Source organism: Bacillus songklensis (assembly GCF_042649685.1).
Taxonomy (GTDB): Bacteria; Bacillota; Bacilli; order Bacillales; family Bacillaceae_H; genus Bacillus_BA; species Bacillus_BA songklensis.
The window spans coordinates 47,374-62,204 of the sequence record NZ_JBHRZT010000067.1 but is presented as its reverse complement, the minus strand read 5'-3'; the positions used below and the strand labels follow the sequence as shown (position 1 = coordinate 62,204).

The 14,831-nt window shown below is 38.1% G+C and carries 16 protein-coding genes and 1 pseudogene; 3 read left to right on the top strand and 14 right to left on the bottom strand.

Annotation, left to right across the window (positions count from 1 at the left end):
- Positions 1 to 164: 164 nt before the first annotated feature.
- Positions 165 to 242 (bottom strand): annotated as a pseudogene (locus tag ACFOU2_RS15485) (acyl-CoA dehydrogenase family protein); the annotation flags it as partial.
- 581 nt (positions 243 to 823) lie between these two features.
- Between ACFOU2_RS15485 and ACFOU2_RS15480 the strand changes: the two are divergent.
- Together ACFOU2_RS15480 and ACFOU2_RS15475 are read left to right on the top strand one after the other, a co-directional pair.
- Positions 824 to 1,291 carry a DUF1641 domain-containing protein gene (locus tag ACFOU2_RS15480; RefSeq protein WP_377916644.1) on the top strand — a complete coding sequence of 156 codons (468 nt, stop codon included), beginning with the start codon at positions 824 to 826 and terminating at the stop codon, positions 1,289 to 1,291.
- Between the two features lie 42 nt (positions 1,292 to 1,333).
- Positions 1,334 to 2,512, top strand: coding sequence for an NAD(P)/FAD-dependent oxidoreductase (locus ACFOU2_RS15475; RefSeq protein ID WP_377916642.1), 1,179 nt, complete (start codon positions 1,334 to 1,336; stop codon positions 2,510 to 2,512).
- A 318-nt stretch (positions 2,513 to 2,830) separates the two neighbouring features.
- Here the strand turns inward: ACFOU2_RS15475 and ACFOU2_RS15470 are convergent, their stop codons facing one another.
- A complete protein-coding gene (locus tag ACFOU2_RS15470; protein WP_377916640.1) occupies positions 2,831 to 3,427 on the bottom strand; it encodes a flavin reductase family protein in 597 nt (198 codons plus the stop codon).
- 319 nt (positions 3,428 to 3,746) lie between these two features.
- Here ACFOU2_RS15470 and ACFOU2_RS15465 point away from each other — a divergent pair, with 319 nt between their 5' ends.
- A complete protein-coding gene (locus ACFOU2_RS15465; protein ID WP_377916639.1) occupies positions 3,747 to 4,322 on the top strand; it encodes a hypothetical protein in 576 nt (191 codons plus the stop codon).
- A gap of 147 nt (positions 4,323 to 4,469) precedes the next feature.
- Here ACFOU2_RS15465 and ACFOU2_RS15460 read toward each other — a convergent pair whose 3' ends face one another.
- The 12 genes from ACFOU2_RS15460 to ACFOU2_RS15405 form a co-directional block, all read right to left on the bottom strand.
- Positions 4,470 to 4,910 carry an OsmC family protein gene (locus tag ACFOU2_RS15460; protein ID WP_377916637.1) on the bottom strand — a complete coding sequence of 147 codons (441 nt, stop codon included), beginning with the start codon at positions 4,908 to 4,910 and terminating at the stop codon, positions 4,470 to 4,472.
- A gap of 228 nt (positions 4,911 to 5,138) precedes the next feature.
- On the bottom strand, positions 5,139 to 5,330 hold the full coding sequence (locus ACFOU2_RS15455) for a 2-hydroxymuconate tautomerase (RefSeq protein WP_377916635.1): 192 nt from the start codon (positions 5,328 to 5,330) through the stop codon (positions 5,139 to 5,141).
- Positions 5,331 to 5,396: 66 nt separating this feature from the next.
- Positions 5,397 to 6,530, bottom strand: coding sequence for an NADH:flavin oxidoreductase (locus ACFOU2_RS15450; protein ID WP_377916633.1), 1,134 nt, complete (start codon positions 6,528 to 6,530; stop codon positions 5,397 to 5,399).
- Between the two features lie 66 nt (positions 6,531 to 6,596).
- Positions 6,597 to 7,244 (bottom strand): DsbA family oxidoreductase, encoded by a 648-nt coding sequence (locus tag ACFOU2_RS15445; protein WP_377916631.1) that lies wholly within the window; start codon positions 7,242 to 7,244, stop codon positions 6,597 to 6,599.
- A 452-nt stretch (positions 7,245 to 7,696) separates the two neighbouring features.
- On the bottom strand, positions 7,697 to 8,008 hold the full coding sequence (locus ACFOU2_RS15440; RefSeq protein ID WP_377917006.1) for an ArsR/SmtB family transcription factor: 312 nt from the start codon (positions 8,006 to 8,008) through the stop codon (positions 7,697 to 7,699).
- Between the two features lie 201 nt (positions 8,009 to 8,209).
- Entirely contained in the window at positions 8,210 to 8,341 is a 132-nt protein-coding gene (locus ACFOU2_RS15435) for an anti-repressor SinI family protein (RefSeq protein WP_377916629.1), read from the bottom strand.
- Positions 8,342 to 8,731: 390 nt separating this feature from the next.
- On the bottom strand, positions 8,732 to 8,854 hold the full coding sequence (locus ACFOU2_RS15430) for a hypothetical protein (RefSeq protein WP_377916627.1): 123 nt from the start codon (positions 8,852 to 8,854) through the stop codon (positions 8,732 to 8,734).
- A gap of 381 nt (positions 8,855 to 9,235) precedes the next feature.
- Positions 9,236 to 9,838 carry a YdcF family protein gene (locus ACFOU2_RS15425; protein ID WP_377916626.1) on the bottom strand — a complete coding sequence of 201 codons (603 nt, stop codon included), beginning with the start codon at positions 9,836 to 9,838 and terminating at the stop codon, positions 9,236 to 9,238.
- A gap of 275 nt (positions 9,839 to 10,113) precedes the next feature.
- The gene (locus ACFOU2_RS15420; protein WP_377916624.1) at positions 10,114 to 12,276 is read right to left on the bottom strand and encodes a right-handed parallel beta-helix repeat-containing protein; all 2,163 of its coding nucleotides are present in this window, start codon (positions 12,274 to 12,276) and stop codon (positions 10,114 to 10,116) included.
- Positions 12,277 to 12,896: 620 nt separating this feature from the next.
- Positions 12,897 to 13,355, bottom strand: a complete 459-nt coding sequence (locus ACFOU2_RS15415; protein WP_377916622.1) for a hypothetical protein — start codon at positions 13,353 to 13,355, stop codon at positions 12,897 to 12,899.
- The gene (locus tag ACFOU2_RS15410; RefSeq protein WP_377916620.1) at positions 13,327 to 13,614 is read right to left on the bottom strand and encodes a PqqD family protein; all 288 of its coding nucleotides are present in this window, start codon (positions 13,612 to 13,614) and stop codon (positions 13,327 to 13,329) included. The genes ACFOU2_RS15415 and ACFOU2_RS15410 overlap by 29 nt, the downstream gene beginning before the upstream one ends.
- Positions 13,611 to 14,405, bottom strand: coding sequence for a hypothetical protein (locus ACFOU2_RS15405; RefSeq protein WP_377916618.1), 795 nt, complete (start codon positions 14,403 to 14,405; stop codon positions 13,611 to 13,613). The genes ACFOU2_RS15410 and ACFOU2_RS15405 overlap by 4 nt, the downstream gene beginning before the upstream one ends.
- Positions 14,406 to 14,831: the final 426 nt, after the last annotated feature.

The following is a 14,831-nucleotide window of genomic DNA, read 5'->3' as shown; positions in this document are numbered from 1 at the left end:
GCAACCGAAATCGTTTTGTATTAATATTTATAATAATTATAATAATAAAATAAATCACAATTACCTATATTGTTTGTACAATTTTTTCGGGATTTATCCGACAAAACGAACAAAAAGCAACAGGCAATAAAAATGGAGGCCGTCCAAAAGATTATTTTTAACTATTCTTCCATATATCCATAACCGCCGTGCAGCTGCATACATTCCGCTGCTATATTTCTCGCAATCTCCGTCAGCTTCCATTAAGTAAGGATGACTCATTTATCACATCCCCTCTCCTTTATTTATACGATCTTGTATATAAATGCATTGAAAAAGTTTACCTTTTAAGTCTTCATTTGGTTAAATTTTTTTCGAACGGCTTCCAATCATATTCCTTCATGATCGATTCGTCCTACTAAAAGTAACGTATCCGAGATGGATTTCATCGCTTGGCGAAGACGTTTGACATCTTCCGCTAATAAAGGTGAAGCCAATTCGATTTTTCCAGAGGGAGTTTGCAGGATCTCGTAAATCCTCGATTGTGTCGCTTGGCAACCGCTTATGCGTAAATAATGGGACATGTCCCATTATTTATATGGATTTATATAGAAGCCTTCAATGAATCAGATAACTCCTTTCAACAATCAGAATTTTTTACATTTTTCAACAAATCGGTTGTTTTTATATTACAATAGAATTAAAATAATAAAAGTGAGGGATTTCACAATTCCAAATGATATATATTTTTTTAGCCGAACTGGCAAGCCCTATATTTGCCTCTGTATGAAGCAGGGGCCAAACTACATATGGCAACAATATACAGCAAAGGAGGACTTTTTCTATGTCTCAAGCAACGATTCAAAAACCACCTGTACAAGAAACTTCTTCTGTCGAAAGCCAAGCCACATCTTCAGCAGTAAATAGTAGACAAGTAGATGTTCTTGATCAGTTGTTGAAACCGGAAGTGCAAGAATCTTTGACGGTTCTTGTGGAAAATCTGCCAAAGCTGGCGGAAATGGTGACCTTTCTCACCAAATCATACGATGTTGCACAATCTCTCCTGACAGATCGCGTGCTATTTGACGATTTGATGGGCGGTATGCAGGAATTCGTCAAGCCGGTGGAAGGAAAAGTGAAGGAAGTTGCGGCTGCAGCGATTGAAGCGAATGATCGGGCAGAAGCAAACCAGGAAACAACGATCGGCCTGTTTGGTTTATTGAAAATGCTGAAAGATCCGCAAGTACAAAAGCTATTCCGCTTTGCACAGGCATATTTAGATATCATGTCTGAACAACAAAAACAACGGTAAGGCTTTCCTGATTTCCATAAAAGTATGAACGGAGGATGGATTATGGCAAAACAAATTTTAATTTTGGGCGGAGGCTATGGCGGCCTGCTCAGCGCATTGACAACACGTCAACATTTAAGCGCTGATGAAGCTTCCATTACGGTTGTGAACCGCTTTCCGACCCATCAAATCATTACGGAATTACATCGTCTGGCTGCAGGTAACTTGTCAGAAAAGGCTGTCGCATTGCCGCTGGAAAAATTGCTTCGCGGCAAAAACATTGATTTGAAGATTGGTAGTGTCCAAGAGATTTCCCCTGATGAACATCAAGTTTCTCTTGCTGATGGTACGAAGCTGAACTATGATTTACTTGTGGTAGCACTCGGCAGTGAAACCGCTTACTTTGGCATTCCAGGTCTTCAAGAGCATAGCTTTATTCTTAAATCAGTAGACGATGCCAATCGTTTGCGTGAACATGTTGAATCCTGTATTGGCGAATACAGCCAAACGAAAAATAAAGCAGACGGGACCATTGTGGTGGGAGGCGGCGGTCTGACTGGTATTGAACTAGTCGGTGAATTTGCTGACTTAATGCCGCAGTTATGCCGTAAGTACGGTGTAGATCATAAAGAGATCTCATTATATTGCGTAGAAGCAGCACCGACTGTTCTGCCAGGATTCCCGGCTGAATTGGTAGAACGTGCACAGACCAGCCTTTCGGCGCGCGGTGTGGAATTTATAACAGGTACACCGGTTACGAAGATGGAACCATTTGCTGTTGAGTTGAAGGATGGCAGAACGATTGAAACGAAAACGATGGTCTGGACAGGCGGCGTTCAAGGTAATTCTGTGGTGGCGAATTCAGGAATTGAAGTGAATCGCGGACGTGCGCTCGTAAACGAGTTTCTTCAGTCCACATCCCATCAGGACGTATTCCTTGCCGGTGACAGCGCAGTCGTTATGGGGCCTGAAGGACGACCATATCCCCCTACAGCACAGTTAGCATGGCAAATGGGCGAAACCGTCGGCTATAACTTATTCGCTTACCTTAAGGGCGGTACAATGGAAGAGTTTACACCTGTCTTTTCTGGAACATTGGGCAGCCTTGGACGTAAAGATGCAATCGGTACGATCGGCGGGAATAAAACCCAATTGAAAGGTTTACCGGCATCATTAATGAAGGAAGCGAGCAATGTTCGTTATCTGTCTCACATTAAAGGGTTATTCAGTTTGGCATATTGATTTGGATATATAAATCCACATAAATAAATGGACATGGATAAAGAGCATCCATGTCCATTTATTTACGCATAAGGCTTTGCCAATTTACCTTACGGTCTCTTGACAAAGCCTTATATGAGAACCTTTTTCGTTGATTCGAGATGAGAAAACCAGAAGAGACATAAGAGGATCAAGGGTGAAACTTGATGTTAAAAAATTAAATAGTATTCATATATTTTGGTGCCAAGCCTTTAAAGGGCTTCCGTTTTGTTGATATAACCCCGTTTATGAAAAGAGCAGCCCCCGCTATGTTAAAGCTTTAACGAGCGGGGGCTGACTTTATTTTGGCAAAGAAAAAAATTCAGTGCTTTCACTATAGTTGCCTGCCAGCCTTCCAAGAGGCCGCAACTTTTCTAAATCAACTTTGTAGTTTCCTAAATAGTATTCATCTTGAATATGGTAGTAAACCATTTTCCCAATTATTAAATGATCGCTCCCGAGGGGAATGATTTGTTCTAAACGGCATTCCATTTGAATAGGAGCTTCTTTTACCCGCTTGGGCTTAACCATTTCACTATTAATCGCCGTAAGACCCGCGGCCTCGAATTCATTCACTGCACTTGGAAAGTTTTCCGAACTTTTTTGCATTTCATTTCCTAAATAGGATGGGACAACATTAATGACAAACTCTTTTTGGGAACGGATATTAACAAGTGTATCCTTTTCCGTTCCTTCCCTCTCTCCAACTCCCGGTCCAATGGAAATACATAGCATCGGCGGCTGCCTTGACGCTACGGTGAAAAAGCTAAAAGGTGCGAGATTTAAGGACCCGTCCTCCGATATAGTTGATACCCAGGCGATTGGCCGCGGGACAACAGAACCGATTAATAGTTTATAAACTTCTTTTGTACTGAGTTGAGTTGGATCAAACTGCATTAGAATACTTCCTTTCCTTAAAAAATATGTTGGTACTTGAACCTCATTTTGGTTTACTATGTATGATCCTCTTCTATGCTTTCTCTTCTAAAGCCGCGATTTCCTCCTCTTTTAACCTATTTTTAGACGAAACAACAATAAGGACGGAACCAACTACGCAAACAAGAATAAACTAAAAAGGTTCTCATATAAGCGGTGGACAAGAACCCTTAATGTCGCTTGGCAACCGCTTATACATAAATAGTTAAGCAAGATTGGGTTTATTTAGTGCAGAAAGGCAATACTCTATATAGGAATTGTTTGTAAAGAGGTGAAACAGGTGAAACGCAAAGTCATCATCATTATTAGTTTAATTTATGTTCTATTCATGGCAGCTTTGTTCGTCTTTTATTTTAGTAAAGATGACTCCTACCGTTATTTAATAGCCATAGGTGGTATTATATGTGGAGCTGTACCACTGATATTAGTGCGTTTTACAAAGATTAAATTTAACATGCCCATCATGCTTTCATACTTGGCATTCATATTTGGATCCCAATTTTTGGGCTCTATTTTAGGTTTTTATGGTTTGGGCTGGTGGGACACATTCTTGCACTTCTTAAGCGGCGCTCTCCTTGGTTTTGTAGCCATTGCCCTGTTTGAACGGATGACGCACAAACAAGCACGCCATGATATATCCTGTTGGCTTGTCTTTTTATTCGTGCTATCATTCGCTGTGCTTGGCGGCGTACTTTGGGAAATCTATGAGTTCAGCGGAGACCAATTCTTCGACATGACAATGCAAGGCGGCGGAAATACAGACACAATGATTGACTTAACCGCCGATGCAGCAGGAGGGCTTGTCATTGCCATTTCGGCTGCAATACGAACGAAGCGAAAATTCGAGAAAACATAAATAAAACACGCTTTTTGTCAAAGAAAAAAAGCAGGTGGCTCAAAGGCATAAAAAACAATGCGTTTGAGTCACCCTCCGTTTGAGTCACCCTCCACTGTTATTTTGTATCAACATTCTTCTATCAAATTTGAATTTGCCATCAATTTATTATGCCTTTGTCCAATTTGTTTCCAGTTCAACATTAGCCGCCTTAAGAGTGGTGTAAACGGGACAACGAGAATCAGTTATTCTTTGCAGCTCATTGATTCGTTCCTGGGACTCACTCGTTTTAACCTTTGCATGAATCGTTACTTTCTCGAAATACGGCCTAACATTCGGATCACCCATGAATCCTCTTGGATCCAAAATACCTTTAATATCAAATTCTATTCCTTGTAAATCGAAATTTAATTCTTTAGCCACTACGTTTGCCACTACATTTTCACAGCCGGCAAGGGCACTTAATAATGTTGTTAATGGATCGGCTCCTGTATCTTGTCCACCCATAGTTGGGGGTTCATCAATCGTAATCGTGTGATTCCCGGATTTTACTACCGTCTGCATTCCCTTGGTATTCCCTGCTACATGAAAAGTTAATTTATTTTCCACGTGAATTCCTCCTTAAATGTGCCAGCCTCCAAAAGCCTCTTCTACTGATCCTATAGCCATTGTCGAAATATGAATGGAGTCCGTTTACTTAGTTTTTCAAATCTCTCATACCTTTAGTATGTTTAAAGTTACCGTTGATTTACCATCAATTTGTTGGTCAACATACGACCTTTATCGCAGGAATGGCTGCTATGATGGCCAGGCAATCATATTACCATTCTCTCTTATTCAAGCCTCAAGATCTGAAAATAGTTTTCCTTGTTTTCCGTAATTATCTTTTTGCAAATCTTCAATGAAGATAAACACACGATCTTTTTCAACCTCAAATGTTTGGGAAACCAATTCTGTCATTTTCTCTACAAGTTCCCTTTTTTGTTCTTTCGTCTTTCCTTCTAATACCTTCACTGTAATAAACGGCATCTGTGTTCAACCTTCCCTTCTTATTTCTCTCTCTTCCCAAGAGCTTTTACCCATTCTTCACTGTTTTCACGCTTCAAAATCTTTGATTTTCGCATCCGGGCTTAAGACTTTTTCCGGGTTAAACTCTTCTAATGGCTCACCATTCTTCACTTTGTTTACCCAATCACCATTCGCAAGAGCTCCACGACCGATTGTAATAACATCAACCTCCCCTTTTTCAATGATTTCTCTAGCCTTGTCAGGATTCTCAAGATGTCCATTGGCTACAACCGATACTTCTCCATATTTTTTGGCCAGCGCTGCAAGAGTAACACCCTTATCACCAAAGGTGGAGTCTAACGCACTTGTACCCTCACCTTCCGGGAAAGCAGGCTGCCATGCTTCATATTCTGTAACATGAATAAAATCAACACCAGAATTTCCTAATTGGCCAAAGATGATTTCGGCATCATTTTCTTTACCCGCCCACTTATGATGGAAATCATTTACCTTTCCTTGTGAAATACGGATTCCAACTGTATAGTCCTGTCCAACTGCTTCACGAACAGCTCGAACAACCTCCACCAGCAGGCGAACACGATTCTCTGTCGAACCGCCGTATTCATCTGTGCGTTGATTCATATAATCTGTCAGGAATTGGTCCAAGATGTACCCATTGGCTCCATGAATCTCAACTCCGTCAAATCCTGCCTCTTTTGCCCGTTTGGCAGCATCAGCAAAACCTTTAATAACCTCTGCAATATCGTCTTTTGTCGCTTCTTTTGGCATTGGGAAAGGGCCTTCTCCACCATAAATCCCCAATTGCTCCCCCTTCGGTTGAACAGCAGAAGGACCGATTGTTTCTTTTACAAAACGGTTTCCTTGAGAAAGGGCTCCTGCATGCATTAACTGAGCAAAGATTTTACTGCCTTCTTGATGAACGGAATCCGTCACTTTTTTCCATGCCTGCACTTGCTCATCGTTAATGATTCCTGGCTGGTTCAAATATCCTTGACTATACTTGTCATCGGGGTAAATACCTTCCGTAATAATGAGTCCAAACCCGCCGCGGGCAAATTTTGTGTAATATGATGCCATCTGATCCGTTGCCAACCCTTCAGGTGTCGCGCTCGTACGTGTCATTGGAGCAACACCTACACGGTTGTCTAATGTAGTACTGCCTAGTTTGACTGTTTCAAATAATCGGTTTGTCTCAGCCATCATAAAACTCCTTCCTATATAAAAAACAATCCATAGTATGTTCCATTGCGAATAAAAACATTCTATTTAACAGCCATCTACTCCACAGGCCATCCCTTCTATTAAAAGGTCAGGTTTTTGTTTTTTTAGTTCATCATTAATCATTTGTTCAATGGTTTCCTTTGAACGAACACCTGCGATGGTCGTACCGCCGATCACAAACGTAGGGACCGCCGTGATATTTGCTTCTGTGTAGGCATGTTGAAGGGCTTTTTGATGTTCTTCTTTGTATTTTCTTGTTTCTAGGGCTGCTCGGTATTCTGTTTCATCCAATCCAATTTCACCCGCTAGTTTTGTTAAAACATCGATGTCTCCAATATCTTGTTCTTCTTGAAAGAAAGCACGAAGCATACGGTCATTGTACTCATTGCCTTTCCCTTTTTCCTTTGCATATTGGTACCCCTCGAAGGCTAAATGAGTATACGGTTGCGGCGATACTTTCGGCAGCACAATGTGAACCCCCATCTGTTCAGCCATTGGATACACCGATTGTTTCCAGGTACTTTGTAAATAATCTCCTTCAGGTCGCAACGTTTCATTAGGGTATGGGCGCAGCTCATAAGGCATCCATTCCACTTCTACATCTTTCCCTTTTACGGCCTCTTCAAGCGGTTTTTCTGCTAAAAAACAAAATGGACAAACATAGTCTGAATAAACCTTTATCTTCAATGACATAGTACACACTTCTTTCCGCCATTTATATTTAATTCAAGATATATTAATTCAAATGTTATTATATACATATACCTGTATATGTGTCTAACATATTGCTTAATGGGATAAGCAATCTAAGTTAATCCGTATCTGCCATAATGACTTTCATGGCCGCCAGAACTTTTGGTTCCGCCAATCGATCGGATAGTTTAAAGTTTTTTACATAAAGATCTAATGCTTGTTGCATGATTAATCTAATACACTTACTTTCATTTGATATAAACCCCATTTTTTATTATTTACTTTTACTTTCAGAAAGTTACTTATGCGTGATAAATGAATATTTATCATGTGCCATTGTTTAAAGAACTAAATCAAGCTCATTTCACTTTTACACCTTATATTTATATATCGGGAATTACCGATATAAACTTCTAAAAAAATGAACAATGAGACATTGTTCAAAGAGCAGCTTATAACTCCTCCCTAAAATAATGAGACAGTTGTTGAAATGCCTCCTCGTTTCTTCTGTAATAAGTCCATTGTCCAATGCGTTTTGCTTCTAACAACCCTGCCCGTTGAAGCATGGATAAATATTGGGAAGTCGTGGATTGTGATAAACCGGCTTTTTCCTGAATATCTCCTACACAAACGCCTCCTGGAAACTCACTTCCTTTAGACATATGCGCTTGTGGACGGAAATGCACTTCAGGTTCTTTTAACCATCGTAAGATTTGCAAACGAGTATCATTTGCTAACGTTTTAAAAATTGTTATATAGTCCATGGTGTTGATTATATCGACATTTTTGGATGTGTCAATATCTTTATTCAGCATTGAAACACTGTTGCCAGAAGGAAGTCAATCCATCCAATTAGGATTCCCTCTATCCCTTGTCCATATACCTTTTGTTCCTATCAATTCAGAAACAGAAACCCTCTACCATATGTTCCATCTCAAAAACTCCTGATAAACAAGGATTTCTTTTTATTTCTTACTCTCGCTAGCAAGGAATTCTCTAATTTCCTCAATCGTTATTCCCATTTCACGTGCCATTTGAATGAGTTCAATCCATTCTTCATCCAGTTTTTTTACCAAGACATCGATCCGACTTGACATTGTAACCTTCCCCCAATTTATCAAATACCCAGGTTACCGTGGGACATATTCCTTAGGCCCTTGGCTTTGTTCCCCGTCTTCCAATTCGTTTGTCTTTTTATGAATATTTTACCAAATAAAAACCGGAGAATAATGTCACTTTATGTCTATCGAATAATTATTATTATATTTTTCTTCCGAATTCTCTTTTAGCTGATCATCCCCTAGGTAATTAGACATGTAATCTCGTTCATAAAGGGTTTGTCTACTATATAAATTCGAAGACCTTTGTAAGTCTGCTTAAGATGAGAGAACAAAAAAACGCAAATAGAACAAGACTCGATGACAGAGATTAAAAAACTTAAGTTAGACTTATATAGTTCTTTCTACCTTTTATCTTTGTCCATCTTCTCAATCCCTTTTGGAAGCTTTTTTGGCTTCTAAAAAACCCTTAAATTCTTCTTTCGATATTCCGGGTTCCACTAACTCTTTCAACAACTTAAGCCATTTTTCATCTAATGGTTTACTTTCCATGACCTTCCTGCAAAAGAAATTGTAAATGTTTTGTTTGATATTACATGGCAAAACGTAAAGGTATAAGCAAGCCATTTACTTTAATAAATCGAGCATATTATTGTATCTACCCAAATCAGTGAACGGTTAAACCAACTATTTAAAAAATAATAAAGAAAGATGGAATGGAGCATTCCTGCGGTCGTTGTGTTACTTAACTGATAGGTTTAAAGAGAGGGAGCGGCAAATTTGATCCTAAAACGAGGTGTTAGGGGTAGTTTTTCCATTACTTGACTGAAGATGAGGTGAATTTATCTATATACTACGTAATAGAACGTTTGTCTTCAATACGTATATGATAAATTTTTTGTAAATAAAATGTTTAGAAAGGGCGCCATTCGTTCAATGAAATGAGAACATATTCTTTAATTCCTTCTTAGCATCGTTACCGTGAAATCCAAAGAAATTGCCAACCAGCTTAATATACTCTATATAGGTGGTTTGCCTTCCCTCTTTTGTTGCCCACCATCTACCAGGGTCATATTCATCACTATCATCAGAGCAATATACCAGTTTGATTCCAGTATTCTTAATCGCTTTTGAATAATTCGTTTTGACTCTTCTCATATGATAGTTTGAGGAGACGACAAGAGCTGATTGAAATTTATGCTTCATCATGAGTTTTTTCGTAAATAATGCATTTTCCGTCGTACTACTTGCATTATTTTCTAAAATAATGGAATCAATAGGCACTCCCATTTTTTGTGCAGCTTCGTATAATCCGTCTTCTTGGCCGTTCGAAATCATGAAGTAAGGGGCAAACCCTTTCTTATATAGCTCAACGCCTTTTTCTAAACGCTCAATCCCTCCACCGCTTAAAACGATGATCACATCGGATTTCACTGGCTTTTCATCCATAACAAGAAAGTCCCCGGCAACCTTCAACATAATCGTAACTGTGAACAATACTCCTATTGTTATGATTAAAAGAATTTTTTTAAACATCTTATTTCCCCTATCCTTGTTTTTTCACCTACCATAATTGCTGGAGGATGATGAATGTTATTAAGTGAGGTCTTTCACCATTCCATCCGCTTCCAGGCAGCACCCTTACATTTGTCAATAAATAGGGCTGTCCCGTAAGTTCCGAATAGATCACAAAATATGATTTTTATTGAAAGAACCCGTCCATGAATCCCTTGATTTCGCTGGATTTTCATGACGGGTCCTTTCAAGAGAATGACTCAAATGGTATGCCTTTTATACCATTTGGGTCATCCTCATTTTATCAATTCTTGATTGTTGATGTTTCGATCTGTCTTACGTAAATGGAGTTTTGCGTTGTATAAAATGTTGTTTTCGATTGTATAACCCGGGGCACCTATGCCCGCATAAATGGTTGAAATCCCTTTTGCTATCATATTTGATGTAAGGGTATTTCCTTTTATGACGGCATCTAACACATCGTAAGGATTGGTTCTTTGCCAATAATCGTTTATTTTGATAATCTCTGTGTCCGCATTTGTTAAGTGGTTAGCGTTTATTGTATTATTTTCTATCATCGCTTTTTTAGCCGACTGAACAGATAGCGCAGGTGCATTTCCTAGTATATTGAAGGTTGAATTTTTCACCGTTACATCTGCATCTTTGTGATAAATGCCTAGACCCATTCCGTTTGTTTTAAACGAACATCCATTAAACACATATTTACCTGATTTATTCACTGCCGGCTCTCCATTTCCCCCTGCTGCTGCCTCAAACACGCAATTGTTATACGTTCCTCTTGGAAGGTCTAAATTATATGCGGAATTATAGCCGATTATTTTTAAATTATCAAAAATACTGCCTTCTTCTGAGCCGCCTCCAATTGCACGCAACGCTGGTTGTCCGATTATCGTAATATTACTCAAACAGACAGGTTTAGACCATACAGATAACCCTGAATCACTTTTCTTAGTATTATAGATCGTAATATTAGAGGCTTTTACGCCAAACGGAACCTTACTGCTAATACTGAATAGTGAATCGGTAAATGTCATTCTATCAATAGTGATATTTGGTCCTTCAAAAAGTGTAAAGGAGTCATTCATTTTGTTATCAATAAACGTTGCATCATGATATGCTATGATTCTTGTACCATCGAAGTGATTATTTTTGACCTTTGCTCCAGTAAATGGAGTTGAGATTGCTAAACCGATCGCTCCTTTTGAACCTAAATGGTTCCCTTCAACGGTTGCGTCTTGCCCGTCAAATAAAATCACATCATAGGCACGATTCTTGTAGAAGTTATTATCTTTTATAAAGATATTACTGTTTCGATGGCCATTTTCTCCAAACCCACCTTCTACATCAATCCCTGATTGGGGAGCTATTCCTCCTATATCATGGATTTCATTATTGGCAATAACAATATGATCTCCTCCGCCGACTGTGATCCCTTGTCTTCGATTAAACGCAAATTCAGAATTTCTCACAACCACATTTTTGGACACAACTTTATTCCAATACTCTACATAAGCTCCTGCTGCTGAAGATTTGTTAAAAACAGCTTGAAAATAACTTGCCCCATCAGGTATTTGCATGATCTGCCGGACTTTTTGATTCTTTAAGCTTGATAGAAACGTTCCGTCTGATTTATAAAAATAAACATCAAAGGTATAAGTAAGGTTTTGCGCATTAGAAAATTCAAACCCACGCTCTGTTTTAAAGATTGGATTGTTAAAGCTCAAAGGTTCTTTTATTCGAATTTTGGTTGAATCTGATACCAATTTGCCATTTGAGTCAATCGCCCCTGATTCAAAATGGCCTGCATACAAATCTTTTATCATTGTCCCTTTCCCGCCAATGCATAAACCATCGCCTGTGAAATTTTCCGCTTTCACACCATCTATCGTTAGATTGATGGCTCCTTCCGATAAGATTCCATAGCCGCTTTCATGTGTACCTGCTGAATAAGGATAATCTTTACCAGAATAATCATGGGTATCTTTATCGCCCCTATACGTTCCTCCTTTTAGTGTTACATTGTTGGTACCATATCCGACAAATAAGGTAACATAATGTTCTTTTCCGTTGGTTTCTTTTTGAAGAACGGCTTGATCATCTAACCAAAATGTCATATTACTAACCATATTAATTTGACTGTTTTTATCCACTAAATAAGTGCCAGCCGGTACTTTGAAGGTGGTTTTACCGTTTTGGTGAGCCCATTTTAACGCTTCGTTCATTCCTTTGGTTGTTTCAACGGGATGAGTTCCATCATTTGAGATTTTCCAGCGTTGTTGTTCTCTTTTATCTAACTCATAAACGGTTGCATCCTGTTGGATCGCTTGTTGAAGAGCCTTTCCATCATTCCCCACCTCGTCTGTCGCAATCACACTTCCAGTATGAACGGTTGAAGACCATACAAGAAGCGTTAAAGTACAGCTTAACCATTTTTTCATTTCTTCACCTCTTTTTATTGATATTACCATCTAACCGCACAAAAAGTTCTTAAAAAAGAATAATTTTTATAAAAAATTCTTTATAAAGAACACACTTATCATTTTAATCATTCCCTTTCTCTTTGTAAATATATTTTGCAGATAATTTGAATAAAGAATAGGATTAATGAAAGATAAAAGGATAAGACAAACAAAAGCCCCCTAATGTTGAGAGAGCTTTTATGTTAAGACTAAATAAAATTTTCAATTATTCTTTAACCCATCCTGTTTGCCAACAATTATTAATCCATTGAAATGCCCAATGACCCTTACTAGTTACCGACTAAGCTGTTTCAAATGTGATAACACCTATAGTGCAGTATAATCGATTTTTATCTGATAATCCTTTTCTATTGTTCTTTATTAACAGCATGTTTATTGATTATATAGAACATTTTTCTGATTTTTAAATTTACGTTTCTTGCCAATATAGAAATAAACAATCAACATAAAGTGGTGATCATTAAATAAATCCACTCTTTAAAACAAAATAGATATGTAGCTTTTTGACCTGATATTATAGCACTGTTAATTATAATGTTAAGTATTTTTTTGATTTTAGGTATATGAGGCTCCTTGCCCTATACCCTTAAGCGGCTTTTTAAAGAAAGATATTTTTTACAGTACCTGGGCACAAGAGGAAAAGCAAAAACAATAGATCCCCATAATTGAGAAAAAGAGCCTTGCGGATTAATCCTAAATTTTTTTTTCTTGATTAAAACTAGTTTCCCAATTAATTGGGATCCCTCTACAGGGGGGTCAGGAAAAACATTCGTATCTCCCTTGAATACATAGTAAGACACACCATTTTCCACAAAAGTGCGGTAATATCTATGTCCTATTAACCGTCCATCCTCACACACAAATAAAATAATTTCACTTTTTTTCAATTTGCTTTTACTATCTAAAGGAATGAATCTGCAAATATCCCCCTGTTTGATCAAAGGATACATGCTGACTCCAGAGGATGGGATTTCAATCCATCCTTTCTTTTTAAGTAAAGATTTTATACTAGCTATTGGAAATTGCTGTTCTTTCATCTTTAAGTATACCTATCCCCTTCAATTCCTCTAAAAAGTCTAGTGCATCTGCCCTCACAATATTTCCATCCACATCGTAGTTGGCTGCGATCGTTTCAATGATGGCTTCGATTTCTTTTTGTTCCCTTACTTCTTCTAAAATATAGGCGCCCATAGCGGTTACTTTGGTAACCCTAAAATTCTCTGTATCCATGATGATCCACTCATCATCGATCTCAACTATATCGATATTTTGTATACATTCGTATTTTGTCCTCATGATATCAACTCCCAAAACGTATCATTTTTTTGAAAATGCATCCTGTAGACCGGAACTTGCTCTACTAATTGTTTGCACATGTTTAATAGTTTTGCTGTTTCTGAGGAATCGTGATGCCAGTAAAAGATTTTATCCATCAGTTCCAACAAGGCATCTGACTTTTTAAGGGATGACGTTCTGACATCCAGGGATTGAACCAAAAGATAGATGGACGAGAGATTACAGGAATGTGGAAGATAAGGTGACGTCAGTTCACTGCGAAATGGTGAATCAAATACCGTTACTTGATTCTCATTTATTTTCACAAGGGTCGCTTCGTCTGAGAGAATGGGTCTAGGAGCCGATAATCGGGCAACCGTCGATTTGCCTGCCCCTGATTGACCGGCAAATAAATAAGCTTTTTCTTGATGCTCAACACAGGAGGAATGAATTAACAGCCCCCACCGATTATGGATAATAAAAGCACTGTACAGATTATGTAAGGCATGCTTTAAAGCTAGCTCATCATAAACTGAAATCGATGCTTCACTATAATCGTGGTTAACCTCGAGAAAATAGTCAGCACGCCGATAAATGATTCCGCTTGGATTGGAGTCGATTTCCACATGATAATCTACAAAAGGGATGCCATACCCTTCCTCAATATGAATGAGCAAATAAGGTGAATTCGTTTTTAAAGAAGGGATCCACTCAATGACTTGAAAATATGTTTGGATCCAGCGAATGAGCCTTTCAGATTTGGAGTAGATTGAAGCGAAATGCTCCCCTATTTTAACTACTATATTTTGCATACGATTAACTCCTATATTTCATATTGGATTCTACTTGTAATGAAAACAGCCTTTTCATTTTCTCAACATCACCATCCAGCCTTGTTGTTAGTTCTCCAAAAAGAACAATACACAAAATAGTTCTTTATAATGAACACATTTTCATTTTAATCCGTTCTATTCTCTTTGTAAATATATTTTGCAGTAAAATGGATGAAGATAGTCTCTTGCCTTCTTGTTTCCCAAATAAGCAATTCAACACGAAGAAAGATTCCTAAATGTACTTTATGAATTCATTATAAAGAACAAAAAAGAATATTTTATAAAACGGAGATGATGAAGATATAAGATGATAATTATTCAGGTCTTAAAATATTTTCCATGAATATTTACTTCCAACCATCCGTTCTTTATAATGAACTATAGTACCACATTTTATTCTAGGAG

Coding starts and splice junctions, on each gene's coding strand:
- ACFOU2_RS15480 (WP_377916644.1), top strand. CDS start 824: ATGTCTCAAGCAACGATTCAAAAACCACCTGTACAAGAAACTTCTTCT.
- ACFOU2_RS15475 (WP_377916642.1), top strand. CDS start 1,334: ATGGCAAAACAAATTTTAATTTTGGGCGGAGGCTATGGCGGCCTGCTC.
- ACFOU2_RS15470 (WP_377916640.1), bottom strand. CDS start 3,427: ATGCAGTTTGATCCAACTCAACTCAGTACAAAAGAAGTTTATAAACTA.
- ACFOU2_RS15455 (WP_377916635.1), bottom strand. CDS start 5,330: ATGCCGTTTATTACAGTGAAGGTATTAGAAGGAAAGACGAAAGAACAA.
- ACFOU2_RS15450 (WP_377916633.1), bottom strand. CDS start 6,530: ATGGCTGAGACAAACCGATTATTTGAAACAGTCAAACTAGGCAGTACT.
- ACFOU2_RS15445 (WP_377916631.1), bottom strand. CDS start 7,244: ATGTCATTGAAGATAAAGGTTTATTCAGACTATGTTTGTCCATTTTGT.
- ACFOU2_RS15440 (WP_377917006.1), bottom strand. CDS start 8,008: ATGGACTATATAACAATTTTTAAAACGTTAGCAAATGATACTCGTTTG.
- ACFOU2_RS15435 (WP_377916629.1), bottom strand. CDS start 8,341: ATGTCAAGTCGGATCGATGTCTTGGTAAAAAAACTGGATGAAGAATGG.
- ACFOU2_RS15430 (WP_377916627.1), bottom strand. CDS start 8,854: ATGGAAAGTAAACCATTAGATGAAAAATGGCTTAAGTTGTTGAAAGAG.
- ACFOU2_RS15425 (WP_377916626.1), bottom strand. CDS start 9,838: ATGTTTAAAAAAATTCTTTTAATCATAACAATAGGAGTATTGTTCACA.
- ACFOU2_RS15420 (WP_377916624.1), bottom strand. CDS start 12,276: ATGAAAAAATGGTTAAGCTGTACTTTAACGCTTCTTGTATGGTCTTCA.
- ACFOU2_RS15415 (WP_377916622.1), bottom strand. CDS start 13,355: ATGAAAGAACAGCAATTTCCAATAGCTAGTATAAAATCTTTACTTAAA.
- ACFOU2_RS15410 (WP_377916620.1), bottom strand. CDS start 13,614: ATGAGGACAAAATACGAATGTATACAAAATATCGATATAGTTGAGATC.
- ACFOU2_RS15405 (WP_377916618.1), bottom strand. CDS start 14,405: ATGCAAAATATAGTAGTTAAAATAGGGGAGCATTTCGCTTCAATCTAC.